This is a genomic window from Achromobacter sp. ACM04 (genome assembly GCF_014851465.1).
Lineage (GTDB): Bacteria > Pseudomonadota > Gammaproteobacteria > Burkholderiales > Burkholderiaceae_B > Achromobacter > Achromobacter aegrifaciens.
In genome coordinates this window covers 382681-396555 of record NZ_JACUZS010000001.1, presented here as the reverse complement: position 1 = coordinate 396555, position 13875 = coordinate 382681, and the positions used below count along the sequence as shown (strand labels likewise).

At 67.7% G+C, this 13875-nt stretch carries 14 protein-coding genes; 9 read left to right on the top strand and 5 right to left on the bottom strand.

Translation table 11 applies throughout. The annotated features are described in order from the left end of the window. Nucleotides 1-33: 33 nt before the first annotated feature. Genes IB259_RS02000 through IB259_RS01985 form a run of 4 tightly spaced genes read right to left on the bottom strand, consistent with a single transcriptional unit; the run spans nucleotide 34 to nucleotide 3857 of the window. The gene (locus IB259_RS02000; protein WP_175162594.1) at nucleotides 34-252 is read right to left on the bottom strand and encodes a hypothetical protein; all 219 of its coding nucleotides are present in this window, start codon (nucleotides 250-252) and stop codon (nucleotides 34-36) included. Further along, entirely contained in the window at nucleotides 252-2156 is a 1905-nt protein-coding gene (locus IB259_RS01995) for a triacylglycerol lipase (RefSeq protein WP_175162592.1), read from the bottom strand. The genes IB259_RS02000 and IB259_RS01995 overlap by 1 nt, the downstream gene beginning before the upstream one ends. After that, nucleotides 2153-3187, bottom strand: a complete 1035-nt coding sequence (locus tag IB259_RS01990; protein WP_192327283.1) for a DUF4105 domain-containing protein — start codon at nucleotides 3185-3187, stop codon at nucleotides 2153-2155. Before IB259_RS01990 ends, IB259_RS01995 begins: the two co-directional genes overlap by 4 nt. Further along, nucleotides 3174-3857 (bottom strand): MarC family NAAT transporter, encoded by a 684-nt coding sequence (locus IB259_RS01985; protein WP_054456540.1) that lies wholly within the window; start codon nucleotides 3855-3857, stop codon nucleotides 3174-3176. Before IB259_RS01985 ends, IB259_RS01990 begins: the two co-directional genes overlap by 14 nt. 152 nt (nucleotides 3858-4009) lie before the next feature. Between IB259_RS01985 and IB259_RS01980 the strand changes: the two genes are divergently transcribed. Further along, a complete protein-coding gene (locus tag IB259_RS01980; RefSeq protein ID WP_192327280.1) occupies nucleotides 4010-4648 on the top strand; it encodes a TetR/AcrR family transcriptional regulator in 639 nt (212 codons plus the stop codon). On the opposite strand, the gene IB259_RS01975 is transcribed toward IB259_RS01980, so the two are convergent. Next, nucleotides 4609-5874, bottom strand: a complete 1266-nt coding sequence (locus tag IB259_RS01975; protein ID WP_192327277.1) for an MFS transporter — start codon at nucleotides 5872-5874, stop codon at nucleotides 4609-4611. The genes IB259_RS01980 and IB259_RS01975 overlap by 40 nt on opposite strands. 105 nt (nucleotides 5875-5979) lie before the next feature. Here IB259_RS01975 and IB259_RS01970 point away from each other — a divergent pair, with 105 nt between their 5' ends. From IB259_RS01970 to IB259_RS01935, 8 genes are all read left to right on the top strand, one after another. Further along, nucleotides 5980-6933, top strand: coding sequence for a LysR family transcriptional regulator (locus IB259_RS01970; protein ID WP_175162587.1), 954 nt, complete (start codon nucleotides 5980-5982; stop codon nucleotides 6931-6933). Between the two features lie 118 nt (nucleotides 6934-7051). Beyond that, entirely contained in the window at nucleotides 7052-7855 is an 804-nt protein-coding gene (hutG, locus tag IB259_RS01965) for an N-formylglutamate deformylase (RefSeq protein ID WP_192327274.1), read from the top strand. A 176-nt stretch (nucleotides 7856-8031) separates the two neighbouring features. Then, on the top strand, nucleotides 8032-9213 hold the full coding sequence (locus tag IB259_RS01960; RefSeq protein WP_192327271.1) for an ABC transporter substrate-binding protein: 1182 nt from the start codon (nucleotides 8032-8034) through the stop codon (nucleotides 9211-9213). 85 nt (nucleotides 9214-9298) lie between these two features. Then, a complete protein-coding gene (locus IB259_RS01955) occupies nucleotides 9299-10156 on the top strand; it encodes a branched-chain amino acid ABC transporter permease (RefSeq protein WP_054456535.1) in 858 nt (285 codons plus the stop codon). After that, complete coding sequence (locus tag IB259_RS01950; RefSeq protein ID WP_054456534.1) at nucleotides 10153-11169, top strand: branched-chain amino acid ABC transporter permease; 1017 nt, start codon at nucleotides 10153-10155, stop codon at nucleotides 11167-11169. The genes IB259_RS01955 and IB259_RS01950 overlap by 4 nt, the downstream gene beginning before the upstream one ends. After that, on the top strand, nucleotides 11166-11921 hold the full coding sequence (locus IB259_RS01945) for an ABC transporter ATP-binding protein (RefSeq protein WP_175162579.1): 756 nt from the start codon (nucleotides 11166-11168) through the stop codon (nucleotides 11919-11921). The genes IB259_RS01950 and IB259_RS01945 overlap by 4 nt, the downstream gene beginning before the upstream one ends. Next, entirely contained in the window at nucleotides 11918-12625 is a 708-nt protein-coding gene (locus IB259_RS01940; protein ID WP_192327268.1) for an ABC transporter ATP-binding protein, read from the top strand. Before IB259_RS01945 ends, IB259_RS01940 begins: the two co-directional genes overlap by 4 nt. Beyond that, nucleotides 12622-13860, top strand: coding sequence for a thiolase family protein (locus IB259_RS01935; RefSeq protein ID WP_054456531.1), 1239 nt, complete (start codon nucleotides 12622-12624; stop codon nucleotides 13858-13860). Before IB259_RS01940 ends, IB259_RS01935 begins: the two co-directional genes overlap by 4 nt. The last annotated feature ends 15 nt before the right edge of the window (nucleotides 13861-13875 follow it).

Below are 13875 nucleotides of genomic sequence, written 5' to 3'. Positions count from 1 at the left end.
CCCTGGCCGGCCATTTCGGTCCTGCGCGCAGGATTATCCGGCTTGCGTGACAGGCCGCCTGTGCTTGGCCTTCGCCGCATCGCGCGCGGCTGCCTCGACGATCCGGGCCTGGCGTTTGCGGAAAGTGGCCTGGCGCCTGGCCGCTGCGCGCGTCGCGATCCAGTCATAGAGCAGTACGCCCGGCTGGCGCAACAGCGCCGCGATCAAGATACCGGCGGCGGCGCCCAGCAGGCCGAACAACAACCCGTGCATCAGCGCGCTCCCTGTTCCAGCTGAAGCCGCAGAATGCGCCTGAGCTCCAGGATCGCCTGCGGCGTCTCCTGCACGCTGTGCGAGAACGGAATGATCTTCTCGGACTCGGCTCCGTCCAGATGCGCGCTGCGGTACGGCACCAGCCCGTCGTCCGAATCCGCCAGCGGGACGCCGGGCGTATTGTTCGCAATGATGCTGTGGTAGCGCACCGCCGGCGAAATCGGCATGGACTCGGTCAGTTTCACAAATCGGTCCTTTTCGCTCAGGTTGTCCACGCCATTGGGCACCCGGATCGAGGTTTCTGGCCGGGGCGGCCCATCGGCGTCGGCCAGCCTGTTGAGCTTGGCGAACTGCCTGACTACGGTCACAGGCAGCGTGATCAGGTTGGACAGCCAACGCGACAAAGTGTTCTCGGCAAATGGCGTACCCCGGTGCGGCGCCGCGATGAACACCGCGCGCGAGATGCCGGGAAATGGCTCGAAGCTCAGCACCGGGTCGAATTCAGCATGCGCCTCGGCCAGGCGGGTCTCGTCCAGCTTGGCGTGGTCGCGCAATGCGTCCCAGAGCACGGTGCCGGACGAGGATACCAGCAGCCGGCTCAGCACGCCCCCCATGCTGTGCCCGATGATAACGGCATCGCGTGAAGCTTGCGCCGCCCCCATGGGATCGAAATGCTCGATCGTCTGGCGCAGCGCATCGCGGATGGCGCGGTTGTTCAGCGCCAGCGGCGTGTTGGTCGGGTAATAGACCTGCCAGATCTGGTAATTCTGGCGCAGGGTTTCATCGCCCAGCACCTCGTTGGCGACGTTGATCCAGGCCTCGGGGCTGCTCGCCAGACCGTGCAGCATGACGACGGTGCGCCGGTCCGGGTCGTAGGGCTGTAACAGGTATACGTGCGGCGCCTCGATGCCCTCTTCCTTGCCCAGCACGTTGCGCAGCGCCTGGGTGGCGAAGCCCGACCGCGCCAGCCACAGGCCGTAGCCCGACGTGAAGTTGGCGGCCAGCGGCACCTTCGTGCCGGCCAGTTCGACCGAGTCCCGCTTGTATGGATCGTAGGCCGCCAGGGTCGCATTGTGCGTGGCCATGACTTCCTCCAGCGTGCCGCCGGGAAAAGCCATGATGACGGTCACTGCCGGAAACGGCGTTTCACTGTACGGCGTCTTGAAGGTGTCGGCATCGTTGACACGGCGCGCCGTGACCGCCACCAACTCGGCGCCGAAGCCGTCGCGCCGGTACATGCTGCGCAGCCCCCGGAAGGTCAAGTTAGCCGCGGGCACCAGTTCGTGCGGAAACTGCTTGCCGCCGGGCAGCTTGACATCGGACATCTCGCCCACGACCTGCCAGGGCCCCGCCGCCATGCTGGCCCCGGGTTCCGGCGGGCGGCCGCGATGCTGCTCGAACAGGCGCGTGACGGCCTGCTGCACCGCGTAGTTGTAATAGTCGCGCACCTGGGTCTGGCGGTCCTCGAAGGCGCGGTCGCTGGGCGAGCGCGGCGTGAAGAACAGATAGGCATAGGCGGCCCGCGCCGTCTGCAGATAGGCGTCCAGCAGCTCGTCCTGGCCGGCCTGGCCGTCGGGGCGCTGCTTCTCCGTGGCCAACGCCTCCATCAGCCAGACTTCGGACAGCGTGGAGAGGCGCCGTTCGCTGTCCAGCCCATCCATGGTGGCAAGCGCGCGGGTACAGGCGTCGCGATCCTTGCGGCATTCCTGCGCGTTCAGGCCCAGCACGGCCATGGACTCGCGCGCGGAGGCGCTCAACTGGCCGGTGGTGAGCACGTCGCCGCGGCGCTGGGCGATGTAGTCCTGGGTGCTGACGGAAGACACCTTGACACCTGCGCAGCCGGCGCACAGCAGCAGGGCCAGGATCGCGCCGCCCTTCGCGCCGGCCGCCCGGATTCCGCTCACTGCGCGGCCCCAGCGGATGCCGGCTGGCGGATGGCCCGCGAAAACTCGACCGGATCGGGGCCCGGCAAAGCGGGCTTGCCAAGGTAGGCTTGTTCGCGCAGCTTGGCCAGCGGCTTGCGGGTATCCAGCCCGCCTTGTTCGTAGAGGTATTCCGGCAGGTAGCCGGACAGGAGGATGCGGTAATCCATCGGCAGGCCCGGCACGATGGCGCGCACCATGCTGTAGACCAGCGTCGTGCAATTGGCGGTCACCGTGTGATAGAAGCGCGGCGCGTCGGCCAGTTCATTCGCGGTGCGCACATAGGACAAGAACAATTCGCGCATGGCGGGCACGGGCATGTCGACGGGATACAGGTACACGCGTTCGGCGCGCGGCCCGGCCCGCACGTAGAGGATGTCGCGCTCCTGCGCGGCGATCACGCTCAGTTCGAACTGCTTGAAGAAGCCGCCGATCTCGGAAAACTGCTCGTCGCGTTCCTTGCGGATCTCGACCGAAAACACGACGTGACGGCCGTCGGTGAAACCGAAGGAGACCAGCGTGTGGGCGATGGCCGGGCTGCCCCAGTACGACAGGACCATGTCCACGGAAACGAGCTCGTTCAGGTTGTACTGCTGGCTTTCCCAGCGCGCCGTGTAGCGCGCGTCGGTATCGGCCTGCCAGTCGAAGTTGCGCACGCTGTCCAACGTGACGATGGATCCGGAGACGCTGCCGCGCAGCGTGCGCGCCACATCGTCCGCCCAGATCCGGTCGTTGGACGGGGCCAGAGTCTGCCACCAGACGCACAGCGCGGCCATGCCGATCAACCAGGTCCAGGCGGATCGCCGCGTGCGTCCGCGCCACAGCGCGACGGCCGCATACAGGCACAGCGCGGCCCAGGCCAGCGCCGCTGCGCCTTGCACCACTGTGCCGCCCGGCATGCGGTAGAACAGCGCCAGACCGCCCCACAGCGCGGACAGGATAAGAACAAGACTGAAGATGACGCGTCCGGCGATCGCCAGGCAGCCGCGCCCGGGTCGATTACATGCCGCCATGCTGTTGCACGATTTCCAGAACGCCGTTGATCACGAACTGCACCGCCATGCACACGAGCAGGAAGCCCATGATGCGGGAGATGGCTTCCACCCCGCCCTGCCCGATCACGGCCACGATGCGCCCGGCCGAACGCAGGCATATCCAGAACAGCAGGCCCAGCAGGGAGAACACGAGGATGGGAGTCACCGCCAGCACCCAGGGCGCATAGGTCTGCGTCACCGAGGCATCGAGGGTCGCCGCGCCGCTGATGATCATGGCGATGGTGCCCGGGCCCGCCGTGCCAGGCATCGCCAGCGGCACGAAGGCGATGTTGGGCGTCTGCCGATTGGCCTGGGCATCAGCCACGTCGGCCTCGGAGGCGGTCGACGGCGCGGATGGGAACACCATGCTGAAGCCGATGCTGGCCACGATCAGCCCGCCGGCGATGCGCAGCCCCGGGATCGAAATGCCGAAGGTATGCATGATCCAGGCGCCGGCGTAGTAGGTGACCAGCATGATGCCGACCACGTAGAAGGCGGCCTGCCTGACCTGGCGTTCGCGCTCTTTATAGGGAATCTGCTGGCCCAGGGACAGCAGCAATGTCATGGAGGTCAGGGGATTGGCCAGGGGCAGCATCAAGGCCAGCCCCAGGCTGACCAGTTTTCCCAATTGAACCAGGTCGTCGATCATGGTGATGAGCGCTGCGGGCGCCGGCGTTGCGGCGGGTCACAGCTGCTTGGATGATGTTGCAAGCGCGTAATGTACTATACATTACACAAATTCAACCAGACATCCGCCTGGTGCAAGAGAGTCCGCGACCGATACGCGGCCATGGGAATGAAGTGAATACGATTCCAGACGATACGGCGCCGCGCGCGCTGACCAGCCGGGGCGAGGCGCGCCGCGAGCGCCTGCTCGAAGCCGCAACCCAGTCACTGCTGGAGCACGGCTACGCGCAAACTTCCATCCAGCGCATCGTGCGCCAGGCGGGCGGGTCGGCGGCCACCGCCTACCTGCTATTCGGCAACAAGGAAGGCCTGCTGGTTGCGGTGCTGGAGCACGAATTGAACGGCATGCGCGCGGCGGTCTTCGCCGACGCCATGCTGGACCAGCCTGTCGGTCCCGCTCTGCATGAACTTGCGCGACGCCTGCTGACCTACGCCCTGCAGCCCAAATCGGCTGCGCTCTACCGCCTGATCGTGTCGGAATCGCATCGCCTGCCGCACCTGGCCGAATCCCTGCGGCAGGCGGTGGAAGTGCAACTGCACGCGCCCCTGGAACAATGCCTGACACGCGCTTGCGCGCGCGGCGAATTGCGCATCGACGATCCGCGCCTGGCAGCGCGTACCCTGGGCAACCTGATCAACGGCATCGCCTCGCACGCGCGGCTGACCGGCGGCCGCGCCGACGGCCCCGACGCAGACCATCTGGCCACCTGCCGCTACGGGGTGGATACCCTGTTGCGCGCCTTCCGCGCGTAATCGCCGCGCCACTCGCCCCACCCAGCCCGCGCCAGCATCAGCGCCGGCCAGAGCATGCAGGCCGCGGCCAGCCATAGATTGGCCCGCAGCCCCAATGCGTCCACGCTGGGCACGCCCAGCAGCGAACCTGCCGCGATGCCCAGGTTGAACACCGCGACGAACAGCGATGTGGCGGCTTCCGCGGCATCCGGCGCGGCCTTCATCATCCAGGTTTGCAGCGACACCGACACCGCGCCATAAGCCAGGCCCCACAGCAAGAGCAAGACCGCGACGGCCGGGCGCAACTGCCCCAGCATGCCCAGCAGCAGCAAGACCATCAGCAGGCTGACCGCGATCATCAGCAGCGTCGCGGCCGGCCGCCTGGCGGCCGCAGTCCCGCCCAGGAAGTTGCCCACCACACCCGCCGCGCCGTAGGCGAAAAGCAGCGGTCCGATCCAGTTCTCTCCGAACGCCGCGTGGATCTGCAGCAGCGGACGGACGAAGGTGTAGGCCATGAAATGGCCCGCGACGAGGAACAGCGTGATCAGGAGACCCCGCCGCAGGCCCGGATTGGCCAGCTGCGACACCAGTTGGCGCGGACGCAGCGAACGCGCGGTGGGCAACGGCGGCAGGTTGAGCAGATTCAGCAGCAGCACGGCGGCGCACAGCGCGGCCATGGCGCCGAAGGCCGCGCGCCAGCCAGCCAGCTCGCCGATGAAGGCGCCCAGCGGTACGCCCAGCACGGACGCCACCGCTACCCCGCCGAAGATGACGGAAGTGGCCAGTCCCACCGAGCCCGCCCCGACCAGCCTGCCCGCCAATCCACCCGCGATCGCCCAGATGCCGCCGATGCAAAAGCCCACCAGCACCCGCGCCGCCAGGAACCACGCCATGCTGGGCGCCCAGGCGCTGGCCGCGTTGGCGCAGGCCAGCAGCGCCAGCAAACCGCAAAGGATCACGCGGCGGTCCGCCCCCTTCGCGCCGATGACGACGAGCGGCGCGAACAGCGCCGCCAGGATGGCCGGCACGAACAGCATGAAGCCGCCCATGCCCACCGAAACGTCGAGCGCAGCGGTAATGGGCACGAACAGCCCCACCGGCAGCATTTCGGTGGTGACCACGCAGAAGGTAGCCAGGCCGACGGCGATCACGCCCAGCCACGCACGCCAGCCAGCGCGCTCAGGCATGGGTTCGGTAAACGAAGCGCCGGCGATGGCGTGGTCTTCAGGGGAAATGCCGCGAGTCATGGTCAAAGGTTCCAGGCAAGGCCCAGGCCGGGCCGACTCCTGGGCAGTCTACTGTTTCCATTTCGCTGATAAAGTAGGAAAACCAATAAACACAAGGGACGAATCGTGCGCAATTCATCCTACCCACCCGCCCGTCTGGACCACATCGGCGATCTGCTCGCGTTCGTGCGCGTGGCCGACACCCAGAGCTTTACCGCCGCGGCCGAAAAGCTGGGCCTGTCGCGTTCGGCCATCGGCAAGTGCATCGCGCGCCTGGAACTGGGCCTGGGCGCGCGGCTGCTCCACCGCAGCACGCGCAGCGTCAGCCTCAGCGACGAAGGGCGCGTCTTCTACGAACATGCGCAGCGCATCCTGTCCGAAGTGGACAACGCCACCGACGCCATGGCCAGCCGCAAGCAGGCGCCGCGCGGCCGGCTGCGCATCGACCTGCCGGTATCGCTGGGACGGCTGCACATCATGCCGCTGCTGCGCGACTACCTGCGCGATTGGCCCGAAGTCGAGGCGGACGTCAGCTTTTCCGACGACTACATCGACCTGGTGCGTGACGGCGTGGACGTCGCCATCCGCATCGGCGGCGAAACCGACAGCCGGCTGGTGCGCCGGGTGCTGGCGCCGCATCGCCTGATCACCTGCGCCGCGCCCGGCTACCTGGCCCGCCACGGCGCGCCAGCCAGCCCGGATGACCTTGCTGGCCATCGCACCCTGGCCTACACCCATGCCGGCGCACTGGTGCCCTGGCGCTTTGCCGTCAACGGACAGGAACGCAGTGTTCATGTCGCTGGACGGCTGAGGCTGGGCAACACGGAAGCGCTGCGCGACGCCGCGCTGGCGTGCGAAGGCATCGTCCAATTAGGCGCCTTCCTGGTGGGCGAGGATCTGCGCGCCGGCCGGCTGGCGCCGGTACTGGAATCGGTAGCGCCGGCCGGCGCGCCGGTGTGCGCGGTCTATCCGCACCGGCGCCACCTGGCGCCCAAGGTGCGCGTCCTGATCGACGCCATCGCCGACAGATGGCGCGGCGGCGCGCCCTGGACCAGCGACGCCGCGCCGCCGCGGCCATAGGCGTGCGCCCGATCCACTATGATTGCCGGCATTGCCCCGCCGGGCGCAATACCGGACACCCAGGGACGCTGCCAGGCATGCCCTTGCCTGCGCCCCGCCATTTCCCCCGGAGTTTTACTTGAGCGACATCTACCAATTCAGCCGCGGCACGGCGCCGCTGCTGATCTCCATTCCCCATCTGGGCAGCATGATCCCCGACTCGCAGCGCGCGCAGATGACGCCGCTGGGCCTGCAGTCGGGCGACACCGACTGGCACCTGGACACGCTGTACAGGTTCGCCGAGGCGCTGGGCGCGTCCGTCATCGGCGCGCGCTATTCGCGCTACGTGGTGGACCTGAACCGCCCGCCCAACGATGAAAGCCTGTATCCCGGCCAGACCAAGACCGGCCTGTGCCCGACCCAGACCTTCCGCGGCGACGCCCTCTACCGCAACGAGGCCGTCCTGACCGACGCGGAACGCGAACACAGGCTGCAGACCTACTGGAAGCCCTACCACGCCAAGCTGTGCGAGGAGATCGACCGCATCAAGGCCGAGCACGGCACCGTATTGCTGTGGGAAGCGCACTCGATCGCCAGCGTGCTGCCGCGCCTGTTCGAAGGCAAGCTGCCCGACCTGAACATCGGCACCGCCGACGGCGCGGCCTGCGCGCCCGACATCCTGGCGCCCGTCGAAGAGCGGCTGCGCGAAAACACCGCCTACACCTGGGCGGTGAACGGCCGCTTCAAGGGCGGCTACATCACGCGCCACTACGGCAAGCCCGCCGACAACGTCCACGCCGTCCAGCTGGAAATGTGCCAGTCCACCTACATGGACGAAACGCATCCCTACGCCTATCGCCCCGACCTGGCGGGCAAGGTCATCCCGCTGGTCGAAAGCATGGTGCAGTCGGCGCTGAAACAGACCGAAGCGCGCCAGCGCTGACCGCAAGCCGGTCCCCACCCCGAACCGCCCCAGGCGCTTGCCGCCTCGGGGCGGTTTTTTTTTGTCTCGGCGCTCGGGTATTCCCCAATTTTTCACATCACAATCCAAAACGTAGTATCTCAACCGCGCTACGTAAAACATTACGAGCCATAACGAAAAATACGCGGAGACAGAAAATGAAGACATGGAGTCACGCCGCCTGCGGCGCGCTGGCGCTGTGCGCCCTGTATGCGACAGGGGCGCGCGCCGCCGATCCCGACACGTTCAAGATCGGCGGCGTGGTCTCGCTGTCGGGGACCTACGGCATCTTTGGCGAAGACATGCGCAAGGGCGTCACCATCGCCATCGAGCAGCGCGGCGGCAAGGTGCTGGGCAAGCCCATCCAGGTCACCTGGGAAGACGATGAAACCAAGCCGCAGCCCGCGGTGCAGAAAACCACCCGCCTGATCTCCGATGGATCGCAGATGATCTTCGGCGCGGTCAGCTCGGCCAGCACGCTGGCCATCATGAACATCGCCAAGCAGCGCAAGATTCCCCATCTGGTCACCATGTCGGCCGACGACAAGATCACGGTGCCGGGCGGCTCGCGCTATACCTTCCGCACCTCCAACACGCTGGGCATGGAGCAGCGCATGGCGCTGGCCTACTCCAAGGAGCAGAAGCTCAAGCGCATCTACGGCGTGACGGCCGACTACCAGGCCACGCGCGACAGCTGGGACTGGTACCGGCGCGAAGCCGAGAAGGCCGGCATCGAGATCGTGGGCGCCGATTTCCCGCCGCTGGGCAATCGCGACTATTCCTCCATCGCCGACAAGATCGCGCGCTCCAACGCCGACGGCGTGGCGCTGTTCATGACGGGCTCGGACGCCGTCACCATGGTCAAGCAGGCCGGCCAGATCGAACTGGGCAAGACGCGCAAGATCTTCGGCCCGGTGATCGCCGACGAGACCATGGCGGCCGGCGTCGGCTCCACCGCGGTCGGCGTGCAGTCCGGCGTGAGATATCACTTCACCGTCGAGAACGACGCCAACAAGGCATTCGTCGAGGCTTTCCGCAAGAAATACAACGAGTTCCCCTCGGCCGCCGCTGGCGAAGCCTACGACGGCATGAGCTGGTGGCTGGACGTGGTCGACAAGACCGGCACCTGGGACAAGGAAAAGTGGGTCGAGGCGTTTGCCGCCAGCGAGCGCACCAACTCCGTGGAAGGCAAGAAAACCATGCGCGCCTGCGACCACCAGGCCATGCAGAACGGCCTGTGGGGCGTGGTGGACACGGGCAAGCCGCCGCAGCCCGCCTACGTCATGGACATCGTCAAGGTGTTCCCGCCGGATCAGGTTTTCGAACCCTGCGCGGGCTGAAGCCGCCGAGTGACGCACCCGCCGGTCCTCGTGGACCGGTTTTCCCCCCGGCGCGCCCCTGCGCGCCGCCTGACGGATTTTTGCCATGTCCACCGTGATCATCGGCCTGAGCCTGGGAATGCTGCTGTTCCTGCTGGCGTCCGGCCTTACGCTTATCTTCGGCATGCTGGGCGTCATCAACTTCGCCCATGGCGCGCTGTACATGCTGGGCGCCTACCTGGCCTTCGACATCCAGCTGCGCACCGGTTCCTTCATCGCCGGGCTGGTCGTGGCAACGGTGGGCGTCGGCCTCGTCGGCGTGGCGATGGAACGGCTGGCCCTGCGACCGCTGTACAACCGCCCGCACTTCTATCAACTGATCCTGACCTTCGGCTTCATCCTCGTCATCAGCGAGGCCGTGAAGTTCGTCTGGGGCCTGGGCTACCAGGAAACGCCGATGCCGGCGCTGCTGGCGGGCACGGTCGAACTGGCCGGCAGCACCATCCCCGTCTACCGCCTGTTCGTCATCGTCTTCGGCCTGCTGGTGTCGGCCGCGCTGTTCTTCGTGCTGGAGAAAAGCACCTTCGGCATGCTGGTGCGCGCGGCCAGCAGCGACGGCGAAATGGTGCGCATCCTGGGCCTGCCGGCCGCCACCATCCGCAGCGCGGTGTTTGGCGTGGGCGCGGCGCTGGCCGGGCTGGCCGGCGCCATCTCCGCGCCGTTGTTCCCGATAGAGCTGGGCATGGCCACCAACACCATCATCGACTGCTTCATCGTGGTGATCCTGGGCGGGCTGGGCAATATCCGCGGCGTGGTCGCGGCGTCGCTGTTGATCGGCATGGTGCGTGCGGTGGGCTACACCTTCATGCCGAGCTGGGTCGACATCCTGACGTTCGCCATGCTGATCGCCACCCTGCTCACCCGTCCGCAAGGACTGTTCTCCCGCCAAGCGAGGCTGGCATGACGACTTCCCGCCAAGATGCCGCCATCGCGGCAGGCGTGGCCGCCGCGGTGATCGCGGTGCCCTTCTGCACGCAAAACGACTTTCTCCTGAACCTGACCATCCTGATCATGGTGTGGTCCATCTTCGCCGTGGGTTTCGACCTGGTGTTCGGCCTGCTGGGCATGGTGTCCTTCGGCCACGCGGCCTTCCTGGGCACCGGCGGCTACGCGCTGGCGCTGGCCACCCAGCGCTACGGCCTGCCGTTCGAGGCCGGGCTGGCGCTGGCCGTCGTGGCGGGCGCGGCCTGCGCCTGGATCTTCAGCGTGTTCGCGCTGCGGGTCTCGGGGATCTTCTTCGCCCTGGTCACGCTGGCGCTGTCGCAGCTCATGTACATCCTGGCCGACAGCAAGTTGCGCGAATGGACCGGCGGCGCCGACGGCCTGCCCGGCATCGGCCGGCCGGAACTCGCGGGGATAGACTTCTTCGATACCGTGAACTTCTATTGGTATGTCGCCGCCGTGTTCGCCCTGGTGATGGCCTTGATGGCGATGCTGCGCGCTTCGCCCTTCGGCCGCGCGGTCGCGGGCGTGCGCCAGAACGAGATCCGCGCCGCCCAGCTGGGCTACAACGTGCAGCGCCTGAAGCAGATCACCTTCCTCGTGTCCGGCGCCGTCGGCGGCCTGGCGGGCGGACTGCTGGCCGCGGTGCTGATGTACATGAACCCGCAGATGCTGCACTGGACCACCTCCGGCGACGTCATCATCATGACCCTGCTGGGCGGCGCCGGCACCCTGTGGGGACCGGTGGCCGGCGTGCTGCTGTTCGAGGCGCTGAAGGAATGGCTCAGCGGCTGGACGCCTTATTGGTACGGCATCCTGGGCCTGGTCTTCATCCTGGCCACGCTGTACTTCCCGCAAGGAGTGCTGGGCGCGCTGCAGGCCCGCTGGAGCCGCAAGCGCCCCGCGGCGCCCGCCCCCGCCAGTCCACCCGCGCCCGCCGTGCCGCTGGCGCCGCGCGAAGGGAGCCCGTCATGAGCGATATCGCACTGCAATGCGCACAGGTCAGCGTCACCTTCGGCGCGCTGCGCGCCATCGAGGACTTCAGCTACGCCTTCGAAACCGGCCGCGTCTACGGCCTGATCGGCCCCAATGGCGCGGGCAAGACCACCCTGCTCAACGTGCTGTCCGGCAACCTGCCCGGACATGGCGGGCGCATCCTGTGCCACGGCGCGGACATCTCGCGCCTGCGGGCCCATGAGCGCGCCAGGCATGGCATCGGCCGCAGCTTCCAGATCACCAAGATCTTTCCTGAAATGACGGTGCTGGAGAACCTGCGCATCGCCGCGCAGATCAGCCACTCGCATCTGCTGCCGTTCTGGCTGGCGCCGCGCTACGACCGCCGCCTGGCGTCCACCATCGACGCCATGCTGGAACTGACCGACCTGACGGCATGGCGCGACACCGTGGCGGGTACCTTGTCTTACGGCTTGCAGCGCGCGCTGGAGCTGGGCCTGACGCTGCTGCCGGACCCGCGCATCCTGCTGCTGGACGAACCGCTGGCCGGCGTCGGCCACCATGAGATAGCCGCCGCCACCCGCCTGATCCGCCACGCCGCCGCCGGCCGCACGGTGCTGCTGATCGAACACAACATGGACGTGATCATGACGCTGTCCGAACACATCGTGGTGCTGTCCAACGGCCGCAAGGTGGCCGAGGGACCGCCGGCCGCCATCCGCGACGACGCCACCGTGCGCGCCGTCTATCTGGGCGAGGAGGTGGCGGCATGATCGAACTGCAACATGCCAGCGTGCACTACGGCCAGGCGCTGGCGCTCAAGAACATAGGCTTGCGCGCGGCCCAGGACGAGATCGTCGCCATCGTCGGGCGCAACGGCGCTGGCAAGTCCACCGTGCTCAAGACGCTGATCGGGCTCATGCCGCTGTCCGCCGGCAACCGCCTGATCGCCGGCCAGGACGCCACGCGCCGCGCCGTCGAACAGATCAGCCGCGACGGGATCGCGCTGGTGCCCGACACGCGCCGCATCTTCCCCAACCTGACGGTGCGCGAAAACCTGCGCATGGGCGCACTGGCGCACCAGCCCGGCTACTGGACGCAGGACCGGGTGCTGCAGGTCTTTCCGCGGCTGGGCGAACGCATAGGCTTCCATGGCGACCAGCTATCCGGCGGCGAACAGCAGATGCTGTCGATCGCGCGCGCCCTGCTGGGCAATCCGCGCGTCCTGCTGCTGGACGAGCCGACCGAGGGGCTGGCGCCGCGCATCGTCAACGAACTGATCGAGGTCTTCGCCGAAGTCCACCGTCAGGGCACCGGCATCGTGCTGGTCGAGCAGAACCTGAAGGTGCCTGCCCGCCTGGCGCACCGCCAGTACGTGCTGGACCACGGCGAAATCGCCTGGAGCGGATCGGCCGCGGAAGTCCAGGCCGACCGCCACATCATCGAATCCATCCTCACCACGGGCATCCAAGCATGAGCAACGACACCACCTACATCGCGGGCGTGGGCATCACCCGCTTCGACAAGCAGCCGGCCAAAAGCGTCAAGGACCTGGTGCGCGACGCGGTCACGCAGGCGCTGGCCGACGCGGGTTGCGACGCCGCCGACCTGCAGGCGGCCTATTTCGCCACCGCCGGCCAGGGTTCCATCGAAGGCCAATACATGGTGGCCGGCCAGGTTGCGCTGAAGGCCATGGGCATCGCCGGCATCCCCGTCGTCAACGTGGAGAATGCCTGCGCCAGCTCCAGCACCGCGCTGAACGCCGCGCACTTGTACGTAGCCTCGGGCGCGGGCGACATCTGCCTGGCCGTGGGCGTGGACAAGCTGTTTTCCGAGGACAAGGCCAAGAGCTTCGCCGTGTTCGACGGCGCCTGGGACGTGCACGACGCGCCGGCGCAGATGGCGCGCCTGATGGCGCTGGCGCCCGACGTGACGCCCCCGCCCGGCTTCGAAGAGCCGGGCAAACGCAGCGTGTTCATGGACATCTACGCCAGCCTGGCGCGGCTGCACATGAAGACCTTCGGCACCACCCAGCGCCAGCTTGCCGCAGTGGCCGCCAAGAACCACATGCATTCCACCCGCAATCCGCTGGCCCAGTTCCAGTACCCCATGACGATAGACGAGGCCCTGGCCGCCCGGCCCGTGTCCTGGCCGCTGACCCTGCCCATGTGCGCCCCCATCAGCGACGGCGCGGCCGCCGCCATCGTCTGCAACGCCCAGGGCTTGAAGCGCCTGCAACGCGCCCGCGCCGTGCGCTTGTACGCCAGCGTGCTGCGAACCGCCACCGACCGCCCGGCCGACCGCTACGACCGGCACCTGTGCCATCTGGCCGCGCTCGAGGCCTACGAGCGCGCCGGCGTCGGCCCGCAGGACATGTCGCTGGCGGAAGTGCACGACGCCACCGCCTTCGCCGAGATCCAGCAGACCGAGGCGCTGGGCTTCTGCGCCTTCGGCGAAGGCGGACCGATGGCCGAGTCCGGCGCCACCAGCCTGGGCGGCCGCATCCCCATCAACGTGTCCGGCGGCCTGTTGTCGCGCGGCCACCCCATTGGCGCGACCGGGCTGGCGCAAGTCCACGAAATGGTGATCCAGCTGCGCGGCGAAGCCGGCGCCCGCCAGGTCGAAGGCGCGCGCTTCGCCATCGCCGAGAACGGCGGCGGCTTCAACGGCGTGGAAGAGGCGGTGACCTGCATCACCCTGCTTGGCCGCTGATCCGCGCCCCCATCA

Coding starts and splice junctions, on each gene's coding strand:
- IB259_RS01975 (WP_192327277.1), bottom strand. CDS start 5,874: ATGACTCGCGGCATTTCCCCTGAAGACCACGCCATCGCCGGCGCTTCG.
- IB259_RS01940 (WP_192327268.1), top strand. CDS start 11,918: ATGATCGAACTGCAACATGCCAGCGTGCACTACGGCCAGGCGCTGGCG.
- IB259_RS01990 (WP_192327283.1), bottom strand. CDS start 3,187: ATGGCGGCATGTAATCGACCCGGGCGCGGCTGCCTGGCGATCGCCGGA.
- IB259_RS01960 (WP_192327271.1), top strand. CDS start 8,032: ATGAAGACATGGAGTCACGCCGCCTGCGGCGCGCTGGCGCTGTGCGCC.
- IB259_RS02000 (WP_175162594.1), bottom strand. CDS start 252: ATGCACGGGTTGTTGTTCGGCCTGCTGGGCGCCGCCGCCGGTATCTTG.
- IB259_RS01935 (WP_054456531.1), top strand. CDS start 12,622: ATGAGCAACGACACCACCTACATCGCGGGCGTGGGCATCACCCGCTTC.
- IB259_RS01945 (WP_175162579.1), top strand. CDS start 11,166: ATGAGCGATATCGCACTGCAATGCGCACAGGTCAGCGTCACCTTCGGC.
- IB259_RS01950 (WP_054456534.1), top strand. CDS start 10,153: ATGACGACTTCCCGCCAAGATGCCGCCATCGCGGCAGGCGTGGCCGCC.
- IB259_RS01985 (WP_054456540.1), bottom strand. CDS start 3,857: ATGATCGACGACCTGGTTCAATTGGGAAAACTGGTCAGCCTGGGGCTG.
- IB259_RS01955 (WP_054456535.1), top strand. CDS start 9,299: ATGTCCACCGTGATCATCGGCCTGAGCCTGGGAATGCTGCTGTTCCTG.